The 17,340-nt window shown below is 64.5% G+C and carries 15 protein-coding genes; 10 read left to right on the top strand and 5 right to left on the bottom strand.

The features are described 5' to 3' along the window. Positions 1 to 4 precede the first annotated feature (4 nt). Complete coding sequence (locus tag QJT78_RS32190; RefSeq protein ID WP_028153436.1) at positions 5 to 1,168, top strand: PepSY-associated TM helix domain-containing protein; 1,164 nt, start codon at positions 5 to 7, stop codon at positions 1,166 to 1,168. Further along, entirely contained in the window at positions 1,165 to 1,371 is a 207-nt protein-coding gene (locus QJT78_RS32185; RefSeq protein WP_038944092.1) for a hypothetical protein, read from the top strand. The genes QJT78_RS32190 and QJT78_RS32185 overlap by 4 nt, the downstream gene beginning before the upstream one ends. Positions 1,372 to 1,459: 88 nt before the next feature. On the opposite strand, the gene gyrA is transcribed toward QJT78_RS32185, so the two are convergent. From gyrA to QJT78_RS32170, 3 genes are all read right to left on the bottom strand, one after another. After that, positions 1,460 to 4,198, bottom strand: a complete 2,739-nt coding sequence (gene gyrA / locus QJT78_RS32180; RefSeq protein WP_028153434.1) for a DNA gyrase subunit A — start codon at positions 4,196 to 4,198, stop codon at positions 1,460 to 1,462. A gap of 168 nt (positions 4,199 to 4,366) precedes the next feature. Further along, positions 4,367 to 4,804, bottom strand: coding sequence for a DUF2306 domain-containing protein (locus QJT78_RS32175; protein ID WP_049807788.1), 438 nt, complete (start codon positions 4,802 to 4,804; stop codon positions 4,367 to 4,369). A 153-nt stretch (positions 4,805 to 4,957) separates the two neighbouring features. Further along, the gene (locus QJT78_RS32170) at positions 4,958 to 5,455 is read right to left on the bottom strand and encodes a single-stranded DNA-binding protein (RefSeq protein ID WP_028153432.1); all 498 of its coding nucleotides are present in this window, start codon (positions 5,453 to 5,455) and stop codon (positions 4,958 to 4,960) included. A 449-nt stretch (positions 5,456 to 5,904) separates the two neighbouring features. On the opposite strand from QJT78_RS32170, the gene QJT78_RS32165 reads away from it, so the two are divergent. The 8 genes from QJT78_RS32165 (at position 5,905) to QJT78_RS32130 (ending at position 14,880) form a co-directional block, all read left to right on the top strand. Then, positions 5,905 to 6,666 carry an outer membrane beta-barrel protein gene (locus QJT78_RS32165; protein WP_028153431.1) on the top strand — a complete coding sequence of 254 codons (762 nt, stop codon included), beginning with the start codon at positions 5,905 to 5,907 and terminating at the stop codon, positions 6,664 to 6,666. Between the two features lie 232 nt (positions 6,667 to 6,898). Beyond that, positions 6,899 to 7,588: an outer membrane protein gene (locus QJT78_RS32160; protein ID WP_038944095.1), complete on the top strand. Its 690-nt coding sequence runs from the start codon at positions 6,899 to 6,901 to the stop codon at positions 7,586 to 7,588. Positions 7,589 to 7,812: 224 nt separating this feature from the next. Beyond that, positions 7,813 to 8,568 carry an outer membrane beta-barrel protein gene (locus QJT78_RS32155; RefSeq protein ID WP_028153429.1) on the top strand — a complete coding sequence of 252 codons (756 nt, stop codon included), beginning with the start codon at positions 7,813 to 7,815 and terminating at the stop codon, positions 8,566 to 8,568. Positions 8,569 to 8,713: 145 nt separating this feature from the next. Next, positions 8,714 to 9,469, top strand: a complete 756-nt coding sequence (locus QJT78_RS32150; RefSeq protein WP_028153428.1) for an outer membrane beta-barrel protein — start codon at positions 8,714 to 8,716, stop codon at positions 9,467 to 9,469. A 304-nt stretch (positions 9,470 to 9,773) separates the two neighbouring features. Beyond that, a complete protein-coding gene (gene uvrA / locus QJT78_RS32145; RefSeq protein ID WP_028153427.1) occupies positions 9,774 to 12,752 on the top strand; it encodes an excinuclease ABC subunit UvrA in 2,979 nt (992 codons plus the stop codon). A gap of 46 nt (positions 12,753 to 12,798) precedes the next feature. Next, a complete protein-coding gene (locus tag QJT78_RS32140) occupies positions 12,799 to 13,122 on the top strand; it encodes a hypothetical protein (protein ID WP_028153426.1) in 324 nt (107 codons plus the stop codon). Positions 13,123 to 13,267: 145 nt separating this feature from the next. Continuing rightward, a complete protein-coding gene (locus tag QJT78_RS32135; protein WP_028154386.1) occupies positions 13,268 to 13,909 on the top strand; it encodes an HAD-IA family hydrolase in 642 nt (213 codons plus the stop codon). Positions 13,910 to 13,944: 35 nt separating this feature from the next. Then, a complete protein-coding gene (locus QJT78_RS32130; protein WP_038953119.1) occupies positions 13,945 to 14,880 on the top strand; it encodes a nucleoside hydrolase in 936 nt (311 codons plus the stop codon). A gap of 82 nt (positions 14,881 to 14,962) precedes the next feature. Here QJT78_RS32130 and QJT78_RS32125 read toward each other — a convergent pair whose 3' ends face one another. After that, positions 14,963 to 15,916 carry a cytochrome D1 domain-containing protein gene (locus QJT78_RS32125; RefSeq protein WP_028154384.1) on the bottom strand — a complete coding sequence of 318 codons (954 nt, stop codon included), beginning with the start codon at positions 15,914 to 15,916 and terminating at the stop codon, positions 14,963 to 14,965. Between the two features lie 2 nt (positions 15,917 to 15,918). Then, positions 15,919 to 16,488 carry an SRPBCC family protein gene (locus QJT78_RS32120; protein ID WP_028154383.1) on the bottom strand — a complete coding sequence of 190 codons (570 nt, stop codon included), beginning with the start codon at positions 16,486 to 16,488 and terminating at the stop codon, positions 15,919 to 15,921. Positions 16,489 to 17,340: the final 852 nt, after the last annotated feature.

The raw sequence follows: 17,340 nt of genomic DNA, 5'->3' as shown, positions 1-17,340 counted from the left end.
GAGGATGACAGCACAGTCAGTCAAATGGTGGTCGCTGGTCCACAAATGGACCAGCCTGGTCTGCACGCTATTCCTCCTAATGCTTTGCATCACCGGGCTCCCACTGATCTTTCATGACGAGATCGACGAGCTCTTCAAGTCGGAAGCCTCGGCCCGAGAGCTCCCGGCGGATACTCCGCAGGCTCCGCTAAGCCGGCTGGTCGACGCCGCCAAGGCGCGCTATCCGCAGCGCTACCTCCAGGTGCTCGGCTGGGACGATGATCGCGCCAACGTCGTCAACGTGTTCCTCTCGGCTACGCCCGAAGCTCCCCCGGGCCAACGTTTCCTGAAGCTGTCATTCGATTCCAGGACCGCGGAGCTGATCGGTGAGGACGCGCAGCAGGGTGGCCTGATGAGCGCCATCCGCATATTCCACCGCGACATGTTCCTGGGGTTGCCGGGTGAACTGTTTCTCGGCGTCATGGGCGTGCTGTTTGTCATCGCGATCGTTTCCGGCATCGTGCTCTACGCACCCTTCATGCGCCGGCTCAGCTTCGGCACGGTGCGTCGTGCCAGCGCCTCGCGGGTCAAATGGCTCGACCTGCACAATCTGATCGGCGGAGTGACTCTCATATGGCTGCTTGCCGTCGGCGTCACCGGCGTCATCAACACGATATCGTTGCCGCTGTTTTCCGCGTGGCGCGCGGGGGTGATGCCGGAGCTGATCGCCCCACACGCAGGCAAGCCGCCGCTTGCGAAATGGGCCGACGTCGACGACGTCATCGCCACAGCGCGCCGGGCGATCGACGGCAACACGCCCACGAGCATCATCTTTCCGACGGTCGCGCGGTTCGGGACGCCACGACACTTCATCGTCTGGACCAAGGGATCGACGCCGATCACCTCGCGCCTGTTCACGCCGGCGATGCTGGACGCTGAAACCGGGCAGCTCGTCACCGCGCGCGGACTGCCGTGGTATCTCCGGGCGTTGCAGGTGTCGCGCCCGCTGCATTTCGGGGATTACGGCGGCCTGCCGCTCAAGATCATCTGGGCGCTGCTCGACCTCGCGGCCATCGTCGTGCTCGGAAGCGGCGTCTATCTCTGGCTCGGCAAGCGCAAATCGCCCCGCGTCACGGCGCCTGTGGAAGGCCGGTCGCCTGTCGTCGCGACATCCGGGCTTCGTTCATGAAACGCGAGATAAAGCGCGAGCGCCAGACCGCGGACGAGATCTTTCGCTGGCCGCTCCTGCTCGGGGGGCTCATCCTTGTCGGGCTGGCGTCGGCGCTGTTCGGCGACGATGGCTGGGACGCGCTGTCCTGGGCGGCACTGGCAATTCCGCTGGCCGTGCTCGGCTGGAAGGCATCGCGCCGGCAGCATCTTCCAGGATCATAGGCCGGACACCGGCGCGTTGTGCCGTGCCGGACCTATCCGGTTGATTGCAACCGTCAACGGGGACGACACCTGACGGGATCGGCTCGATCTACGAACCGTTCCCGTTCTCGCCATTCCCGCTCTCGGCCTCCTCCGTGATGTGCTCGACCGAGACGACGTGCTCGTCCTCGGCGGTGTCGAACACGATCACGCCCTGGGTCGAGCGGCCGGCGACGCGGATGCCTTCGACCGGGCAGCGGATCAACTGGCCCTTGTCCGTGACCAGCATGATCTGGTCGGCGTCTTCCACGGGGAAGGAGGCCACCAGGTTGCCGTTGCGGTTGTTGACGCTCATGGCGACGATGCCTTTGCCGCCGCGGCCGGTGGTGCGGTACTCGTAGGACGAGGTCCGCTTGCCGTAGCCGTTGACGGAGACGGTGAGCACGACCTGCTCGGCCGCCGACATCTCGATATAGCGCTCCTGCGGAAGCTGGAAGCTGCCGGAGGTCTCCTCGGCCTCGGCATCCACTGCGGGCTCCTCGGTCGCAGCCTCACCGGCGACTGCGCGGCGCATCTTCAAATAGGCCAAACGTTCGTCCGAGGTGGTCTCCATGTGGCGCAAGATGGCCAGCGAGATCACCTTGTCGCCGTCGGCAAGCGCAATGCCGCGCACGCCCATCGAAGTGCGGCCGGTAAACACGCGCACGTCGGGCACGGGGAAGCGGATGCACTGGCCGCCGGCGCCGGTCAAAAGCACGTCGTCGCGCTCGGTGCAGATCTGCACGTCGACGATCGCTTCATTCTCATCGAGCTTCATGGCGATGATGCCGGAGCGGCGGACGTCGACGAAGTCGGACAGTTTGTTGCGCCGGACGTTGCCGCCGGTGGTGGCGAACATCACGTCGAGGTTGCCCCAGGTCGATTCATCCTCCGGCAGCGGCATGATGGTGGTGATGCGCTCGCCCTGCTCCAGCGGCAGGATGTTGATCAGCGCCTTGCCGCGCGCGTTCGGCGCAGCCATCGGCAGGCGCCAGACCTTCTCCTTGTAGACCTGGCCGCGCGACGAGAAGAACAGCACCGGCGTGTGCGTCGACGCCACGAACAGGCGGCTGACGAAATCCTCGTCGCGGGTCTGCATGCCGGCGCGGCCCTTGCCGCCGCGGCGCTGCGCCCGGTAGGCGGACAGCGGCACGCGCTTGACGTAGCCGGCGTGGGAGACGGTGACGACCATATCCTCGCGCTGGATCAGGTCCTCGTCCTCGACCTCGCCCTCCTGCTCGATGATCACGGTGCGGCGCGGGGTCGCGAACTCGGCCTTCACCTCGGCGAGCTCGGTCTTGATGATGCCCAGCACGCGGGCGCGCGAGCGCAGGATGTCGAGATAGTCGGCGATCTCGCCGGCGAGCTTGTCGAGCTCGTCGCGGATTTCGTCGCGGCCGAGCGCGGTGAGGCGCTGAAGGCGCAGATCGAGAATGGCCCTCGCCTGTTCCATCGACAGCCGGATCGTGCCGTCCTCGCTGATGCGGTGGCGCGGATCGTCGATCAGCGTCAGCATGTCCTCGACGTCCCGTGCCGGCCAGTCGCGCGCCATCAGGGTGTCGCGGGCGGTGGTCGGGTCGGGCGAGGTCCGGATGACGCGGATCATCTCGTCGATATTGGCGACCGCGATCGCCAGACCGACCAGGATGTGGGCGCGATCGCGCGCCTTGGCGAGCAGGAACTTGGTACGCCGCGTGACGACCCGCTCGCGGAAGTCGACGAAGATCGCCAGCAGGTCCTTCAGATGCATGATCCGCGGACGGCCGCTGTCGAGCGCCACCATGTTGACGCCGAAGCTCGTCTGCAGCGGCGTGAATCGGTACAGCTGATTCAGCACCACATCCGGCACGGCGTCGCGCTTCAATTCGATCACGACACGATAGCCGTCGCGGTCGGATTCATCGCGCAGGTCGCCGATGCCCTCGATCTTCTTTTCCTTGACCAGCTCGGCGATGCGCTCGACCATCGTCGCCTTGTTCACCTGGTAGGGAATCTCGGTGATGATGATCGCCTCGCGCTCCTTGCGGATGGTCTCGATCGCGACCTTGCCGCGCATGACGATCGAGCCGCGGCCGAGGTGGTAGGCGGCGCGGATGCCCGCGCGTCCGAGAATGACGCCACCGGTCGGGAAATCCGGTCCCGGAACGATGTTGATGAGTTCGTCGATGGTGAGCGCAGGGTTATCGATCAACGCGACGCAGGCATCGATGACCTCGCCGAGATTGTGCGGCGGGATGTTGGTCGCCATGCCGACCGCGATGCCGCCCGCCCCGTTGACCAGGAGGTTCGGGAACTTGGCCGGCAGGACCGACGGCTCGGTTTCGTTGTTGTCGTAGTTCGGCTGGAAGTCGACGGTGTCCTTGTCGATGTCGGCCAGCAGGGCCAACGCCGCCTTCGTCAGTCGCGCTTCGGTGTACCGATAGGCCGCCGGGGGATCACCGTCGACCGAGCCGAAATTGCCCTGGCCGTCGATGAGCGGCACGCGCATCGAGAAGTCCTGCGCCATCCGGACCATGGCGTCGTAGATCGACTGGTCGCCATGCGGATGATATTTACCGATCACGTCACCGACCACGCGCGCCGACTTGACGTACTTCTTGTCGGGCGTGTGCCCCTGCTCGTTCATCGAGTAGAGGATGCGACGATGAACCGGCTTCAACCCGTCGCGCGCATCGGGCAGCGCACGCGCCACGATCACGCTCATCGCGTAATCGAGGTAGGACTTCTTCATCTCCTCGTAGATGGAAACGGGACGAATGTCCGAGGGTTGCGCCGGCTGGTCGCCGGGCTTGTTGTCGTCGTCAGCCAAGGGGAAATCCGGTGAGATTTTATCTGGGAATCATATAGCGCATCGCCCCCCTGATAACCACCCTTGCGAGGTCTGGGGAAGCGGTTTTTCCGACTGTTTTTCCAGAGACTTACGAGCTCAGCACCACTGCCTCGAGGGAAGCCGGAATGAGCCGCCGGGAACCACGTCCTAGGCTCCGAAAATCACCCGGTGCATGATCCGTCCAGGCATGAGCGTGAACAGCCCGGCAATGACGAGCGCGCCGACGAACGTCATGATCATGATGCGCCGGTGATCGGAGACCCGATGGATGTGCGCCCGCCACACCGCGAGCGGTAGCATCACCAGCGTGAAGATCGATAGGAGATGGATCGGGCTGAACGGCCCGACCAGGCGGATCTGGTGGATCCAGAACGACGATGCCGCCACGACCGCCATGAGCCCCACCCAGATCCAGCCGATCGTCCGGTGCGGCAGCGTGCCCTTGGGGGCGGCAAACTGAACGAGGCCGAGCACGAAGGCGGCCATGGCGGCAAAGGCGTGCAGCGGGATCGCTGGAGCAGCCTCAAGCAGCGGCGCAACGCTCGTGCAGGGCCTCCGGCCGACCCATGTGAACAGGATTAACATCAAGTTAATACCATTCACATCACACCTCGTCAAAGGCTTGAGGCAGCACATGAGGCAAGCCGGGAAAAACCGAGCTTTGCCCGCCAATTGGTAAGGAGTCCTGTCGCTCTACGCGAGCAAGGTGACATCAGAGGCGAAGCGCCCCCGCCCGCCTCAGAACGGGATATCGTCGTCCATGTCGCTGTTGCGGCCACCGCCGCCGCCGGCGGCAACGGCACGGCGCGGCGCGCTGCTGACGGGACCGGAAGAGCCGAAATCGCCGCCTGGCTCGTCGCCGAAGCTGCCGCCTCCACCGCCGCCGCGGCCGTCGAGCATCGTCAGGGTCGAGTTGAAGCCCTGGAGTACGACCTCGGTGGAGTACTTCTCGGCGCCGCTCTGGTCGGTCCATTTGCGGGTCTGGAGCGCGCCCTCGATGTAAACCTTCGCGCCCTTCTTCAGGTACTGCTCGGCGACCTTGCAGAGCCCTTCATTGAAGATCACGACGCGATGCCACTCGGTCTTTTCCTTGCGCTCGCCGCTGTTCTTGTCGCGCCAGGTCTCCGAGGTGGCGATGCTCAAATTCGCGATCGGCCGCCCGTCCTGGGTGCGGCGGATTTCGGGATCCTTGCCGAGATTTCCAACCAGAATAACCTTGTTGACGCTTCCCGCCATCGCCGCTCTCCACTCCGAATGCCACTGAATTTTAGAAGGCCCGGGACGCGCCCGCGTCCTCTGCAACCTGTTGACGCGACCCTATACGCTTGCGCGGACGGATCGACCCGTCACCCCTCCACTTATCCCCACATATAGCACCCCTGGCCGGTTCGTTCCAGATTTGTTCTTATGACTCCCCTCACCTTGTTGCGTTGGCAAGACGGCACCGCGCTGCACCAAGACGGCCTGCGCCAAATGGAATTTCCCCGAATTCCTGAGGACGGCGAAACAGCTTAACATTCATCAAGTTAGAAGCAGTTCAGATGCCGCCCGACTGTTGCATTCCGGAGACGGACTCCGCCTCCCGCCTAAGCTACGCTTGCCGCGGAATTAGATTCTTATAGGCGTCGCGCCTGATCAGCCGCTTCGGGGACTTCGAAAAGCGGTCAGAAACTGGGGGGACTGCAATGAATAAGATTTTGATTGGTACTATTGGTGCAATCGCGTTGGGGCTGTCGGCTCCCGCAAGCGCGGCAGATCTCGCTGCGCGTCCCTACACCAAGGCTCCGGCACCGATGATCGCGACCATCTACGACTGGAGCGGCTTCTACATCGGTATCAACGGCGGCGGCGGCACCAGCCACAAGTGCTGGGACGTCGATATCGGCGGTGGCGTTCTCGTAGGCGAAGGCTGCCACAACGCGACCGGCGGCACGGTCGGCGGCCAGGTCGGCTACCGCTGGCAGTCAGCCAACTGGGTGTTCGGCTTCGAAGGCCAGGGCAACTGGGCCGATTTCTCGGGTGACAATATCAGTGCGATCAGCGGCCTGCGCGATCGTTCGAAGATCAACGCCTTCGGCCTGATTACCGGTCAGGTCGGTTACGCCTGGAACAACGTCCTGGTCTACGTGAAGGGCGGCGGCGCCGTCGTCGGCGATCGCTACCGCAGCTTCGACGTCGCCAGCGGCCTCGAGTTCGACCGGGCCAACGAGACCCGTTGGGGCGGCACCGTGGGTGCGGGCGTCGAGTTCGGATTCGCCCCGAACTGGACCGTGGGCTTCGAGTACGACCACATCTTCCTCGGCAACCGCACCATCGGCTTCACCGGATCCGGCAATTTCGCCCCGCTCGGCGTCGCCACTCGCTCCGATCGCATCAGCCAGGATGTCGATATCGGCCTCGTCCGCGTGAACTACCGCTGGGGCGGCCCCATGATCGCAAGATACTGATATCCCTCTGAGATCGCTTGGAAATCAAAGGCCGGCCTGCGCCGGCCTTTTTGCGTGGGCAACCGGAATTATAGGTCAGCCACCGTTACGTTTTGCGATTATTGTGGCTTTTGGGAGACACAACTTGCGGCTTTGCTGGTGTAAGCACGACATCAGTTGGACCACGGCGTCCGATGTCCTTCCGAACGCACGGAAGGCAAAAACAGAAACCGGGACTGGGATTAGTTTGAAAATGAAGAAGGTTTTGTTGGCTTCGGCCTGTTTGTTCGCTCTCGCTGCTCCGGCTTCGGCCGCTGATCTCGCGGCGCGCCCCTACACCAAGGCTCCGGTGGCGGTGGCCTCGGTCTACAACTGGACCGGCTTCTACCTCGGTATCGTCGGCGGCGGCGCCTGGGAAAACGGTTCCGGCGACCCGAAGATGAAGGGTGGCTTCGTCGGCGGCACCGCCGGCTACAACTGGCAGACCGGCAACGTCGTCTTGGGCGTCGAGGCTGATGGTTCCTGGGCTGACGTCAGCGCTTCGGTGACCGGCGCCACTGTTGTTCCCGGCTTCGGCGTTGTGACCGCAACGGCGAGCTCGAAGACCGATGCCATGGGCACCGTGCGCGGCCGTATCGGCTACGCCGTCAATCAGGTCCTGTTCTACGGCACCGGCGGCTACGCCTGGATCGACAACAAGATCACCCTCTCCGCTCTCGGCCTGACCGCGTCGGACAGCAAGTGGCACTCCGGCTGGACCGTCGGTGCGGGCGTCGAGGCGTTCTTCGCTCCGCAGTGGTCGGTCAAGGGCGAGTACCTCTATCGCAGCCTCGGCGGCGAGACCTACTTCTCGGGCGCCCTGCCCACCGGCACGCTCAACTTCCACACCGTGCAGGTCGGCGTGAACTATCACTTCGGGGGCCCGGTGGTCGCGAAGTACTGAGCTTCGCTTCCAACGCACCGCGTTACGAAAGGCCGGCCTTGCGCCGGCCTTTTTGTTTTTGCGCGTCAAGATCCAGGGCCAACCGATTCCCAGCGTTTTCGGGGAGAGCTGTGGCATCCCGGTGACACAACCTTCGGCTTCAATGGTGTAGAGCAACGACATCGGTTGGGTCATTGGGTCGGCCGTTTTTCGCCGACAAAGAGAAACGAAACTGGGGAATTGAAATGAAGAAGGTTTTGCTGGCCTCGGCCAGTCTGTTCGCACTCAGCGCGTTGGCTCCCGCCTCGGCGGCCGATTTGGCGGCCCGCCCCTACACCAAGGCGCCTGTTGCTGTGGCCTCGATCTACAACTGGAGCGGGTTCTATATCGGCGCCAACGCCGGAGGCGGCTCAAGCCACAATTGCTGGGACACCACCGCGGTCGTTCTTCTCGGGCCGGTTCCCTCCACACCAGAGGGGTGCCACAATGCGACCGGCGCTCTGGTCGGTGGCCAGATTGGCTATCGCTGGCAGGCGGCCAGTTGGGTGTTCGGCCTCGAGGCTCAGGGCGACTGGGCTAACCTGAAGGGTTCGAATACGAGCTCTCCCGCGGCTTTTTCCCCCCTCGTCAACCAGACCAAGATCGATGCGATCGGTCTGTTCACTGGCCAAGTGGGCTACGCCTGGAACAATGTGCTGTGGTACGTGAAGGGTGGTGCTGCCGTCACTCACAACAAATATAACGGCTTGTTTGGCGGCGTTGTGTTCGACAGCGCGAACGAAACCCGCTGGGGTGGCGCGGTCGGCACCGGTATCGAATTCGGGTTCGCACCGAATTGGTCAGTTGGCGTCGAGTACAACCACCTGTTCATGGGCCGACGGAGCAATGACCTCACAGTCGCGGGCTTCTTCTTCCGCACCGACAGCATCAAGCAGGACGTCGACATGGCCACCGTTCGCGTGAACTATACGTTCGGCGGCCCGGTCGTGGCGAAGTACTAAGCGTCACCTCCGACGCCATCGCGTTACGAAAGGCCGGCCTTGCGCCGGCCTTTTTGTTTTCGCGCGAGGGTGCACCCAACCGTCTTGGAGTCGTGAGGCGCGCGCAAGGCGTCCGCGAATGGCTTTGGCGAGTTGGGGACGTGACATGAAGACGTGGATGCTGGCTGCGGTCAGCCTGTTCGCACTCGGCGCGGTCGCGCCGGCTACCGCCGCCGATCTACCGATTTACAAGGCGCCTGCGGCCGCCGTTCCCGTCTACGACTGGAGCGGCATCTATGCCGGCATCAACGGCGGCGGCGGCTTGGCCCATGCCTGCTGGGGCGTGACACGCGCGCTCGGCATCGCTGTCGATCCGGCCGTTGGCGAAGGCTGTCACAATGCGGGCGGTGGCACGATCGGCGGACAACTCGGCTATCGCTGGCAGAAATCGCGCTGGGTGTTCGGCATCGAGGGCCAAGGCAACTGGGCCGACTTCAAGGGCAGCAATGTCAGCGTGGCGCTGCCGCTGTTCACCAACCAGACCAAGATCGACAGCTTCGGCCTGTTCACTGGCCAGATGGGCTACGCCGTCAACAACCTGCTCTTCTATGGCAAGGCTGGCGCCGCGGTGGCGCACGACAAGTACGACACCTTCGTCCCCGGCGTCCCGGCCGCGGTGTTCAACAGCGTCAACCAGACCCGCTGGGGCTACACCATCGGCATCGGCGTGGAATGGGGCTTTGCCGAGAACTGGTCGGTCGGCGGCGAGTACAACCATGTCTTCCTCGGCCATCATAGCGCCGACTTCGCAACGCTCGTCGGCGGCTTCGCCCCGCGCACCGACCGGATCGGCCAGGATATCGACATGGGCCTGATCCGCATCAATTACCGCTGGGGCGGCCCGGTCGTCGCCAAATACTGAGACAAAGCTTCCCTCAGGAACCTCCAAGTCCTGATCATGTGCGGATTGCCCCAAATCCGCATTCAAATGCGAACGAAGGGCTGGCCTCGCGCCGGCCCTTCGCATGTTCCGGGCGCCCCGCTCCTGCCAGATGCCGCCAGCCCGCCAACAATCCGTTGACGATTCGCACACGCCACTGGAAATCCGCTCCCGTTCTTCCTACGTTCGCTGCCATACCCATCGGCGCCGATCCCGGTTCCGGGCGACGCGCGCCTTTTTTGTTGGCGCGATCGCGCACCTTTGGGATTCCTTGAGGGCAACTCGGATGGATGAAGTGATCAAGGCGAAGCGCCAACAGCAGAACGCGGGATCCAGCCTGCGCACAATTACGATCCGTGGCGCGCGCGAGCACAACCTCAAGAATGTCGACGTCGAGATCCCCCGCGACAAGCTGGTGGTGTTCACGGGGCTGTCAGGCTCCGGCAAATCCTCGCTCGCCTTCGACACCATCTATGCGGAGGGCCAGCGCCGCTACGTCGAATCGCTGTCGGCCTATGCGCGCCAGTTCCTGGAGATGATGCAGAAGCCTGACGTCGACCAGATCGACGGCCTGTCGCCGGCGATCTCGATCGAGCAGAAGACGACGTCGAAGAACCCGCGCTCGACCGTCGGCACCGTCACCGAGATCTACGACTACATGCGCCTGCTCTGGGCGCGCGTCGGCGTGCCCTACTCGCCCGCCACTGGGTTGCCGATCGAAAGCCAGACCGTCTCGCAGATGGTCGACCGCGTGCTGGCGCTGCCCGAGGGCACCCGCCTCTATCTGCTCGCCCCCGTCGTGCGCGGCCGCAAGGGCGAGTACCGCAAGGAGCTCGCCGAATGGCTCAAGAAGGGCTTTCAGCGCGTCAAGATCGACGGCACCTTCCATGAGCTCGCGGAGGCGCCGACGCTCGACAAGAAATTTCCGCACGACATCGACGTCGTGGTCGACCGCATCGTGGTGCGCGCCGACATCGGCCAGCGCCTCGCCGAAAGCTTCGAGACCGCGCTGAAGCTCGCGGAGGGGCTCGCCGTCGTCGAGTTCGCCGATGCGCCTGCAGCGGCGGCGCCCGTCGAGGAGAAGAAGAAGACCGCAAAAATTCACGACAAGAGCGGGCCCGAGCGCATCCTGTTCTCGGAAAAATTCGCTTGCCCCGTCTCCGGCTTCACGATTCCGGAGATCGAGCCGCGCCTGTTCTCGTTCAACAATCCCTACGGCGCCTGCCCGGCCTGCGGCGGCCTCGGCGTCGAGCAGCATGTCGACGAAGACCTCGTCATCCCCGACAAGGAGCTCGCCATCGGCAAGGGCGCGATCGCGCCCTGGGCCAAGTCGTCGTCGCCTTACTATATTCAGACGCTGACGGCGCTCGGCAAGCACTACAAGTTCACCGTGACCACCAAATGGAAGGATCTGCCGAAGAAGACGCAGAACGCGATCCTCCTTGGCTCGGGCGAGGATGAAATCAAGTTCTCCTACGAGGACGGCGTCCGCTCCTACGACACCAAGAAGCCGTTCGAGGGCGTCATCACCAACATCAACCGCCGCTATCGCGAGACCGAGAGCGAGTGGGCGCGCGAGGAGCTCGCAAAATATTTCCACGACGTCCCCTGCGAAGGCTGCAAGGGTTTCCGGCTGAAGCCCGAGGCGCTCTGCGTCAAGATCGGCGGCAAGCATATCGGCGAGATCTCGGAGCTGTCGGTCAGGAAGGCCGGCGAATGGTTCGAGACCGTGCCCGAAGCGCTGAACACGCAGCAGAACGAGATCGCAGGCCGCATCCTCAAGGAGATCCGCGAGCGCCTCACCTTCCTGCTCGACGTCGGCCTCAACTACCTCACCCTATCCCGCTCCTCCGGCACGCTGTCGGGCGGCGAGAGCCAGCGCATCCGCCTCGCCTCGCAGATCGGCTCGGGGCTGACGGGCGTGCTCTACGTGCTGGACGAGCCCTCGATCGGCCTGCACCAGCGCGACAATGCGCGCCTGCTCGACACCCTCAAGCGCCTGCGCGACCTCGGCAACACCGTGATCGTCGTCGAGCATGACGAGGACGCGATCCTGCTTGCCGATTACGTCCTCGACATCGGCCCCGGCGCCGGCATGCATGGCGGCAACATCGTCGCCGAAGGCACGCCCGCCGAGATCATGCGCAACCCGAAATCGCTCACCGGCAAATATCTCACCGGCGAGCTCGAGGTCGAGGTGCCGGAGCGGCGCCCGCCGAACCATCGCCGCACCATCAAGGTGGTCAACGCGCGCGGCAACAATCTCAAGAACGTCACCGCCGAAATTCCGCTCGGCCTGTTCACGGCCGTCACCGGCGTCTCCGGCGGCGGCAAGTCGACGCTGCTGATCGACACGCTCTACAAGGCCATCGCCCGCAAGCTGAACAACGCCAGCGAAGGCGCCGCCCCCCACGATCGCATCGAGGGCCTCGAGCACATCGACAAGATCATCGACATCGACCAGTCGCCGATCGGCCGCACCCCGCGCTCGAACCCCGCGACCTACACCGGCGCCTTCACGCCGATCCGCGAATGGTTCGCCGGCCTGCCGGAAGCGAAGGCGCGCGGCTACGAGCCCGGCCGCTTCTCCTTCAACGTCAAGGGCGGCCGCTGCGAGGCCTGCCAGGGCGACGGCGTCATCAAGATCGAGATGCACTTCCTGCCCGACGTCTACGTCACCTGCGACGTCTGCAAGGGTAAGCGTTACAACCGCGAGACGCTCGAGGTCCTGTTCAAGGGCAAGAGCATCGCCGACGTGCTCGACATGACCGTCGAGGAAGCCGCCGAGTTCTTCAAGGCGGTCCCGCGCGTGCGCGAAACCTTCCAGACCCTGCACCGGGTCGGGCTCGACTACATCCATGTCGGCCAGCAGGCCACGACCCTGTCGGGGGGCGAAGCCCAGCGCGTCAAGCTCGCCAAGGAGCTGTCAAAGCGCGCGACCGGCCGTACGCTCTACATCCTGGACGAGCCGACCACCGGCCTGCACTTCCACGACGTCAAGAAGCTCTTGGAGGTGCTGCACGAGCTGGTCGCGCAGGGCAACACGGTCGTCGTCATCGAGCACAATCTCGAAGTCATCAAGACCGCCGACTGGGTCATCGACCTCGGCCCCGAAGGCGGCGACGGCGGCGGCGAGATCGTGGCGTGGGGACCGCCGGAGGATATCGCGAAAGCGCCAAGGAGCTATACGGGCAAGTTTCTGGAGCCGGTGCTGAAGAAGGCACGGAAGCCGAAGCGGCGGAGCACGAGCGAGGCGGCGGAGTAATCCACTCCGCCTCGTCCGCGGGATCATCGGGGAAAGGCTGTCCGCGATGCCCAGCCGCACCTACACGCTCTTCCGCAAGGCAATCCTCGCCGAGCAGCAGGTAACCTGCATCTACGAGGGGCGCTATCGCGAGCTCTGCCCCCACATCATCGGCACCAACAAGATGGGTGAGGAAGCCGTGCTCGCCTGGCAATTTGGCGGCGAGAGCAGCGGACCGCTGCCGCAATGGCGATGCCTGAAGCTCGCCAATATCACCAACGCCCGCACGCGCGATGGCCACTGGCACGAGGGCGGCTCGCACCGGACTACTCAGACCTGCGTCAGCAACATCGATCTCGACATCAATGTTCACGTGCGCAGATTGCGGTGACGCACATGCGTCCCACGGATGACGGGCTTGCCGGCCATGATCGCATGGTTGATTTCAATGCGCTCGTGTCGCATGGCTGTCCTCGAATTCTTCTAAATAATAGCACCCACAATCTCGTTTATCAGCGAACTGCAAAACCTCCTCCATGCCCTACTCCCTCGCCATCTTCGATCTCGACGGTACGCTGGCCGACAGCTTTCCGTGGTTTCTGCGCACCATCAACGATGTCGCCGATCGCTTCAATTTTCGCCGCGTCGCGGATGACGAAATCGAAGCGCTGCGACATGCCTCGTCGCGCGAGATCCTCGCCCGGCTCGAGGTGCCCTTGTGGAAGCTGCCGGCGATCGCGCGGCATGCGCGGCGGCTGAAGGCGGAGGCGGCGGCGGAGATCCCCCTGTTCGCGGGCGTCGAGACGATGCTGCGGACGCTGGCCAATAACGGCGTGCAGCTCGCGCTGGTGACATCGGACAGCGAAGCCAATGCGCGCGAGAAGCTTGGCGAGTCCGCCGCGCTGTTTGCGCATTTCGACTGCGCGGCGTCGCTGTTCGGCAAGCCCGCGAAATTCCGCCGCGTGATCCGGCGCGCGGGCGTGGAGGCAGGCCGCGTGATCGCGATCGGCGACGAGGTCCGCGATATCGAGGCGGCGCGGGCGGTGGGGATTGCCTGCGGCGCGGTGAGTTGGGGCTATGCCGCGCCGGCGGCACTGCGGGCGCTTGCGCCCGATCACATGTTCGCGCAGATGGAGGAGATCGCAGACGTGGTCTGCCCGATTTCGCTCAAGGCCTGATCCGCAATCGGCACGCCCGGCCCAAGGAGACGGTGATGACACTCTCGGACGAAGCCCGCCTCAAACTCCTGGAGCCGCCGGTCGGCAAGGTGCGCGTGGTGCTCGACACCGACACCTACAACGAGATCGACGATCAGTTCGCGCTGGTGCAGATGCTGCTGTCGAAGGACCGGTTCGACGTCGAGGCGATCTACGCCGCGCCGTTCTTCAACACACGCGCCGACAGTCCCGGCCACGGCATGGAGCTGAGCTACCAGGAAATCCTTCGCCTGCTGGAGCGCCTCGACCTCGCGCCGGACGGCCTCGTCCATCGCGGCGTCACCGACTATGTCGGCCCCGGCAAGACGGCGCAGGCGGCCCCCGCCGTCAACGACCTCGTGGCCCGGGCGAGCGCGGGCTCCCCTGACAATCCGCTCTACGTCATTGCCATCGGCGCCATCAGCAACGTCGCCTCGGCGCTGCTCAAGGCCCCCGACATCATCGACCGCGTGGTGGTGGTCTGGCTTGGCGGTCACGCGCTGGAATGGCCGTACACGATCGAGTTCAACCTCAAGCAGGACGTCGGCGGCGCGCAGGTGCTGTTCGACAGCGGCGTGCCGCTCGTGCTCGTGCCATGCAAGGGCGTCACCTCGCACCTTCACAGCACGGTGCCGGAGATCGAGCGCTACGTCGAACCGCATGGCAGCATCGGCGCGTTCCTCGCCATGCGCTTCAAGGAATACTCGTCCGACCATCTGGGCTGGGCCAAGGAGATCTGGGACATGGCGCCGGTCGGCTGGCTTCTCAATCCCGATTGGGCGCCGAGCGTGATCATCCCGGCCCCGGTTCTCACGGATCAGATCACGTGGAGCATCGATCGCCGGCGGCATCCGATCCGCTACGTGACCTATGTGGATCGCAACCCGATCCTGAAGGACTTTTTCCTGAAGTTGAAGGCGTTTGCCGGATCTAAGAGTGGTTTAGCGCCGTAGCCCGGATGGAGCGCAGCGCAATCCGGGAAAGTGTCCCCGCATTCCGCTTCGCTCCATGCAGGCTACAGATGCTCCGTGCCCCCTACTCCGTCCTGCGCAAGAACACCCCGAACGCGCGCGGGCCGTCGCCGGTCTTGACCTCGCCGATCACCTTCAGCTCGGTGGCATCGATGATGCTCAATGTGTTGCTCTCCCAGCAGGCGACGATGACGCGCTTGCCGTCGGCGGTCGCATTGATGCCTTCGGGATAGTCGCCGACATTGATCCGCTTGACCGGCTTCAGCGTCGCCAGGTCGAACACGCTGACGGTGCCGCCATACTGGTCGGTGACGAAGCCGCGTCCTTGCGTCAGCGCCACGGCATAGGGACGCATCCCGACCGGCACGCGGCCGATCTCTTGGCTCGCGGCGATGTCGATCACCGAGACGTCGTTGGAGCCGACATTGGCGGTGTAGGCGCGTTTTCCCTCGGCATCGATGGTCACGCCGAACGGACGGGTGCCGACCTTGATGGTCGCCCTGCGCTCACGCGTTGCGGTATCCACCACCGAGACGCTGTCGTCGTCACGGTCTGCCGAGAGCAGCAGCCTGCCATCAGGCGTCACCGCGAGGCCGGACGGGGACGCGCCGACCGCGATGCTGGCCGTGACGCTGCGCGAGGCCGTATCGATCACCCGCACCGCGGCGGCATACCAGTCCGCGACGTAGACCGTCTTGCCATCGGGCGTCACGGCAATGCCGAGCGGCCCGCCGCCGACCTCGATCCGCCCCGAGACCTGCCGCGTTGCCGCATCGACCACGGTCACCGCCTTGGCGTCGGGGCTCGTCACATAGGCAAAGCGCCCATCCGCGCTGACGGCCACACCGGCCGGCTTGCCGCCGATCGGGATGGTCGCGACGCTGCGCGATGTCGCGAGGTCCACGACCATCAGATCGTCACTGAGCTGGTTGGTGACGAATGCCTCTTCGGCGGACGCGCTGCCAATGCTAGCAGCGCAAAGGCCGGCGGCGAGCGCCGCCAGGACCCGCGACCGCACGGTCAGCTTCCGCTCTCGATCTTCTTCTTCAGCGCTTCGAGCCCGGCCTGATAGAGCCCCTTCACCGCCTTCACCGCGGCCTCGTCGCTCAGCTCCGGCGGCGGATCGTTGTTGGGGAAGCCGCGGTAGAACGCGCCCGCCCATTCCAGCGTCGCGCCCTTGCCGTCGGCGCTCGGCGTCACCGTCAGCGTCGAGGAATAATTGGTGACCGGCAGCACCTTCACGTCCACCTTGGTGATCCGGTAGGAATAGGTCATCGCGGCGGCGTCGAACTTGTAGAGCTCCTCATCGACGGTGGCGCCTCCCGTCAGGGTCAGCCGCCGCGTCGCTTCGATCTCGTTGCCCTTCTCGCCCTCGGTCTTGGTAACAGGCGGCAGCCAGCTCATGTCCTGGAAATTGCCGATCGCGGCCCACACCTTGGCCGGCGGCGCGTTGATCTCGATGGATTCGCGCACCTTCTGCCGGGTCGGCCCATGTGCCCAGGCTGGGCCAAACGCCGCCGTCAAAGCCACCGCGCCCGCGGCAGTCAGCACCGCGCCCATGACCGTGCGCCGTCCAATCGTCACCCTCATCTCGTTTCCTCATGCGTCTCGTGGATCGTGCGCGACTTGAGGCGCGCTGGCATCATGGTAGCGCATTTTGCGGCCGAGGGGAGACCTGTTCGTGGCGGCGTTGCGGCGCGCGCTCGCGCGTCCCACAACCACCCATTGCGCTGCTCGGCGGGCAAAACACCCAATGGGCGGGTCAACCACACCACGCAGAAATAATTCTCTTTATCCGTATTTCGGATTATCTTATAGAAGGCCATCCCACCCCGGGCCGAGGGGCGTTATCGCGATCGTCACGACACGCGGGATGGGACGCGGTGGACGCAGGCGGCGTCGGCGCGAAGGTGGTTTGCAGGGCGGGCAACCGTGAGCAACGGCCTGCGCGCACACGACCGGTGCAGCCTGTGTACGGTAAAACCGTGCCGTCCTGGCGCCCGGAGCCTGTGCGTCAAGTCTTGCGGTGATGTGGCGGCCCGACCGGGCCGCGCGCATCAATCATCCGCAAGACGACGGGGGCAATAGTGCATCGCTCCCCGGGGAGAGCTCGGCATAAGCCGTAAAACCACTGCGCAGGGAAGGCCGGATGTTTGGCTTCACCTGTATGCCGCTGTGCAAATTCGTAGCGCAATTTCCGCACAGTGGACCGCGGGTGCCAGCCGGCACCCGGCCTTCCCTGCGCCCTCGGCACTTTCGAAGGCGGTGACTACAGCAAAGCTCGGGCGCAGTAGGCCGCGAGAACGAGAAGCCGCGTGTGCTGGTGTGGACGCCTCTCATCCCCACGGTTCTATGGCGCTCCGGCGTCATAGCTAGATGAGAGGAAAGTCTGATGAATCTTCCCATTCGTATCGGTATGGATACTTCCAAGTCGGTCTTCCA

The sequence above is a fragment of the Bradyrhizobium sp. Mp27 genome (assembly GCF_029953005.1).
GTDB lineage: Bacteria > Pseudomonadota > Alphaproteobacteria > Rhizobiales > Xanthobacteraceae > Bradyrhizobium > Bradyrhizobium barranii.
Note: the sequence above shows the minus strand (reverse complement) of the source record. Positions and strands in the feature narration are given on the sequence as shown.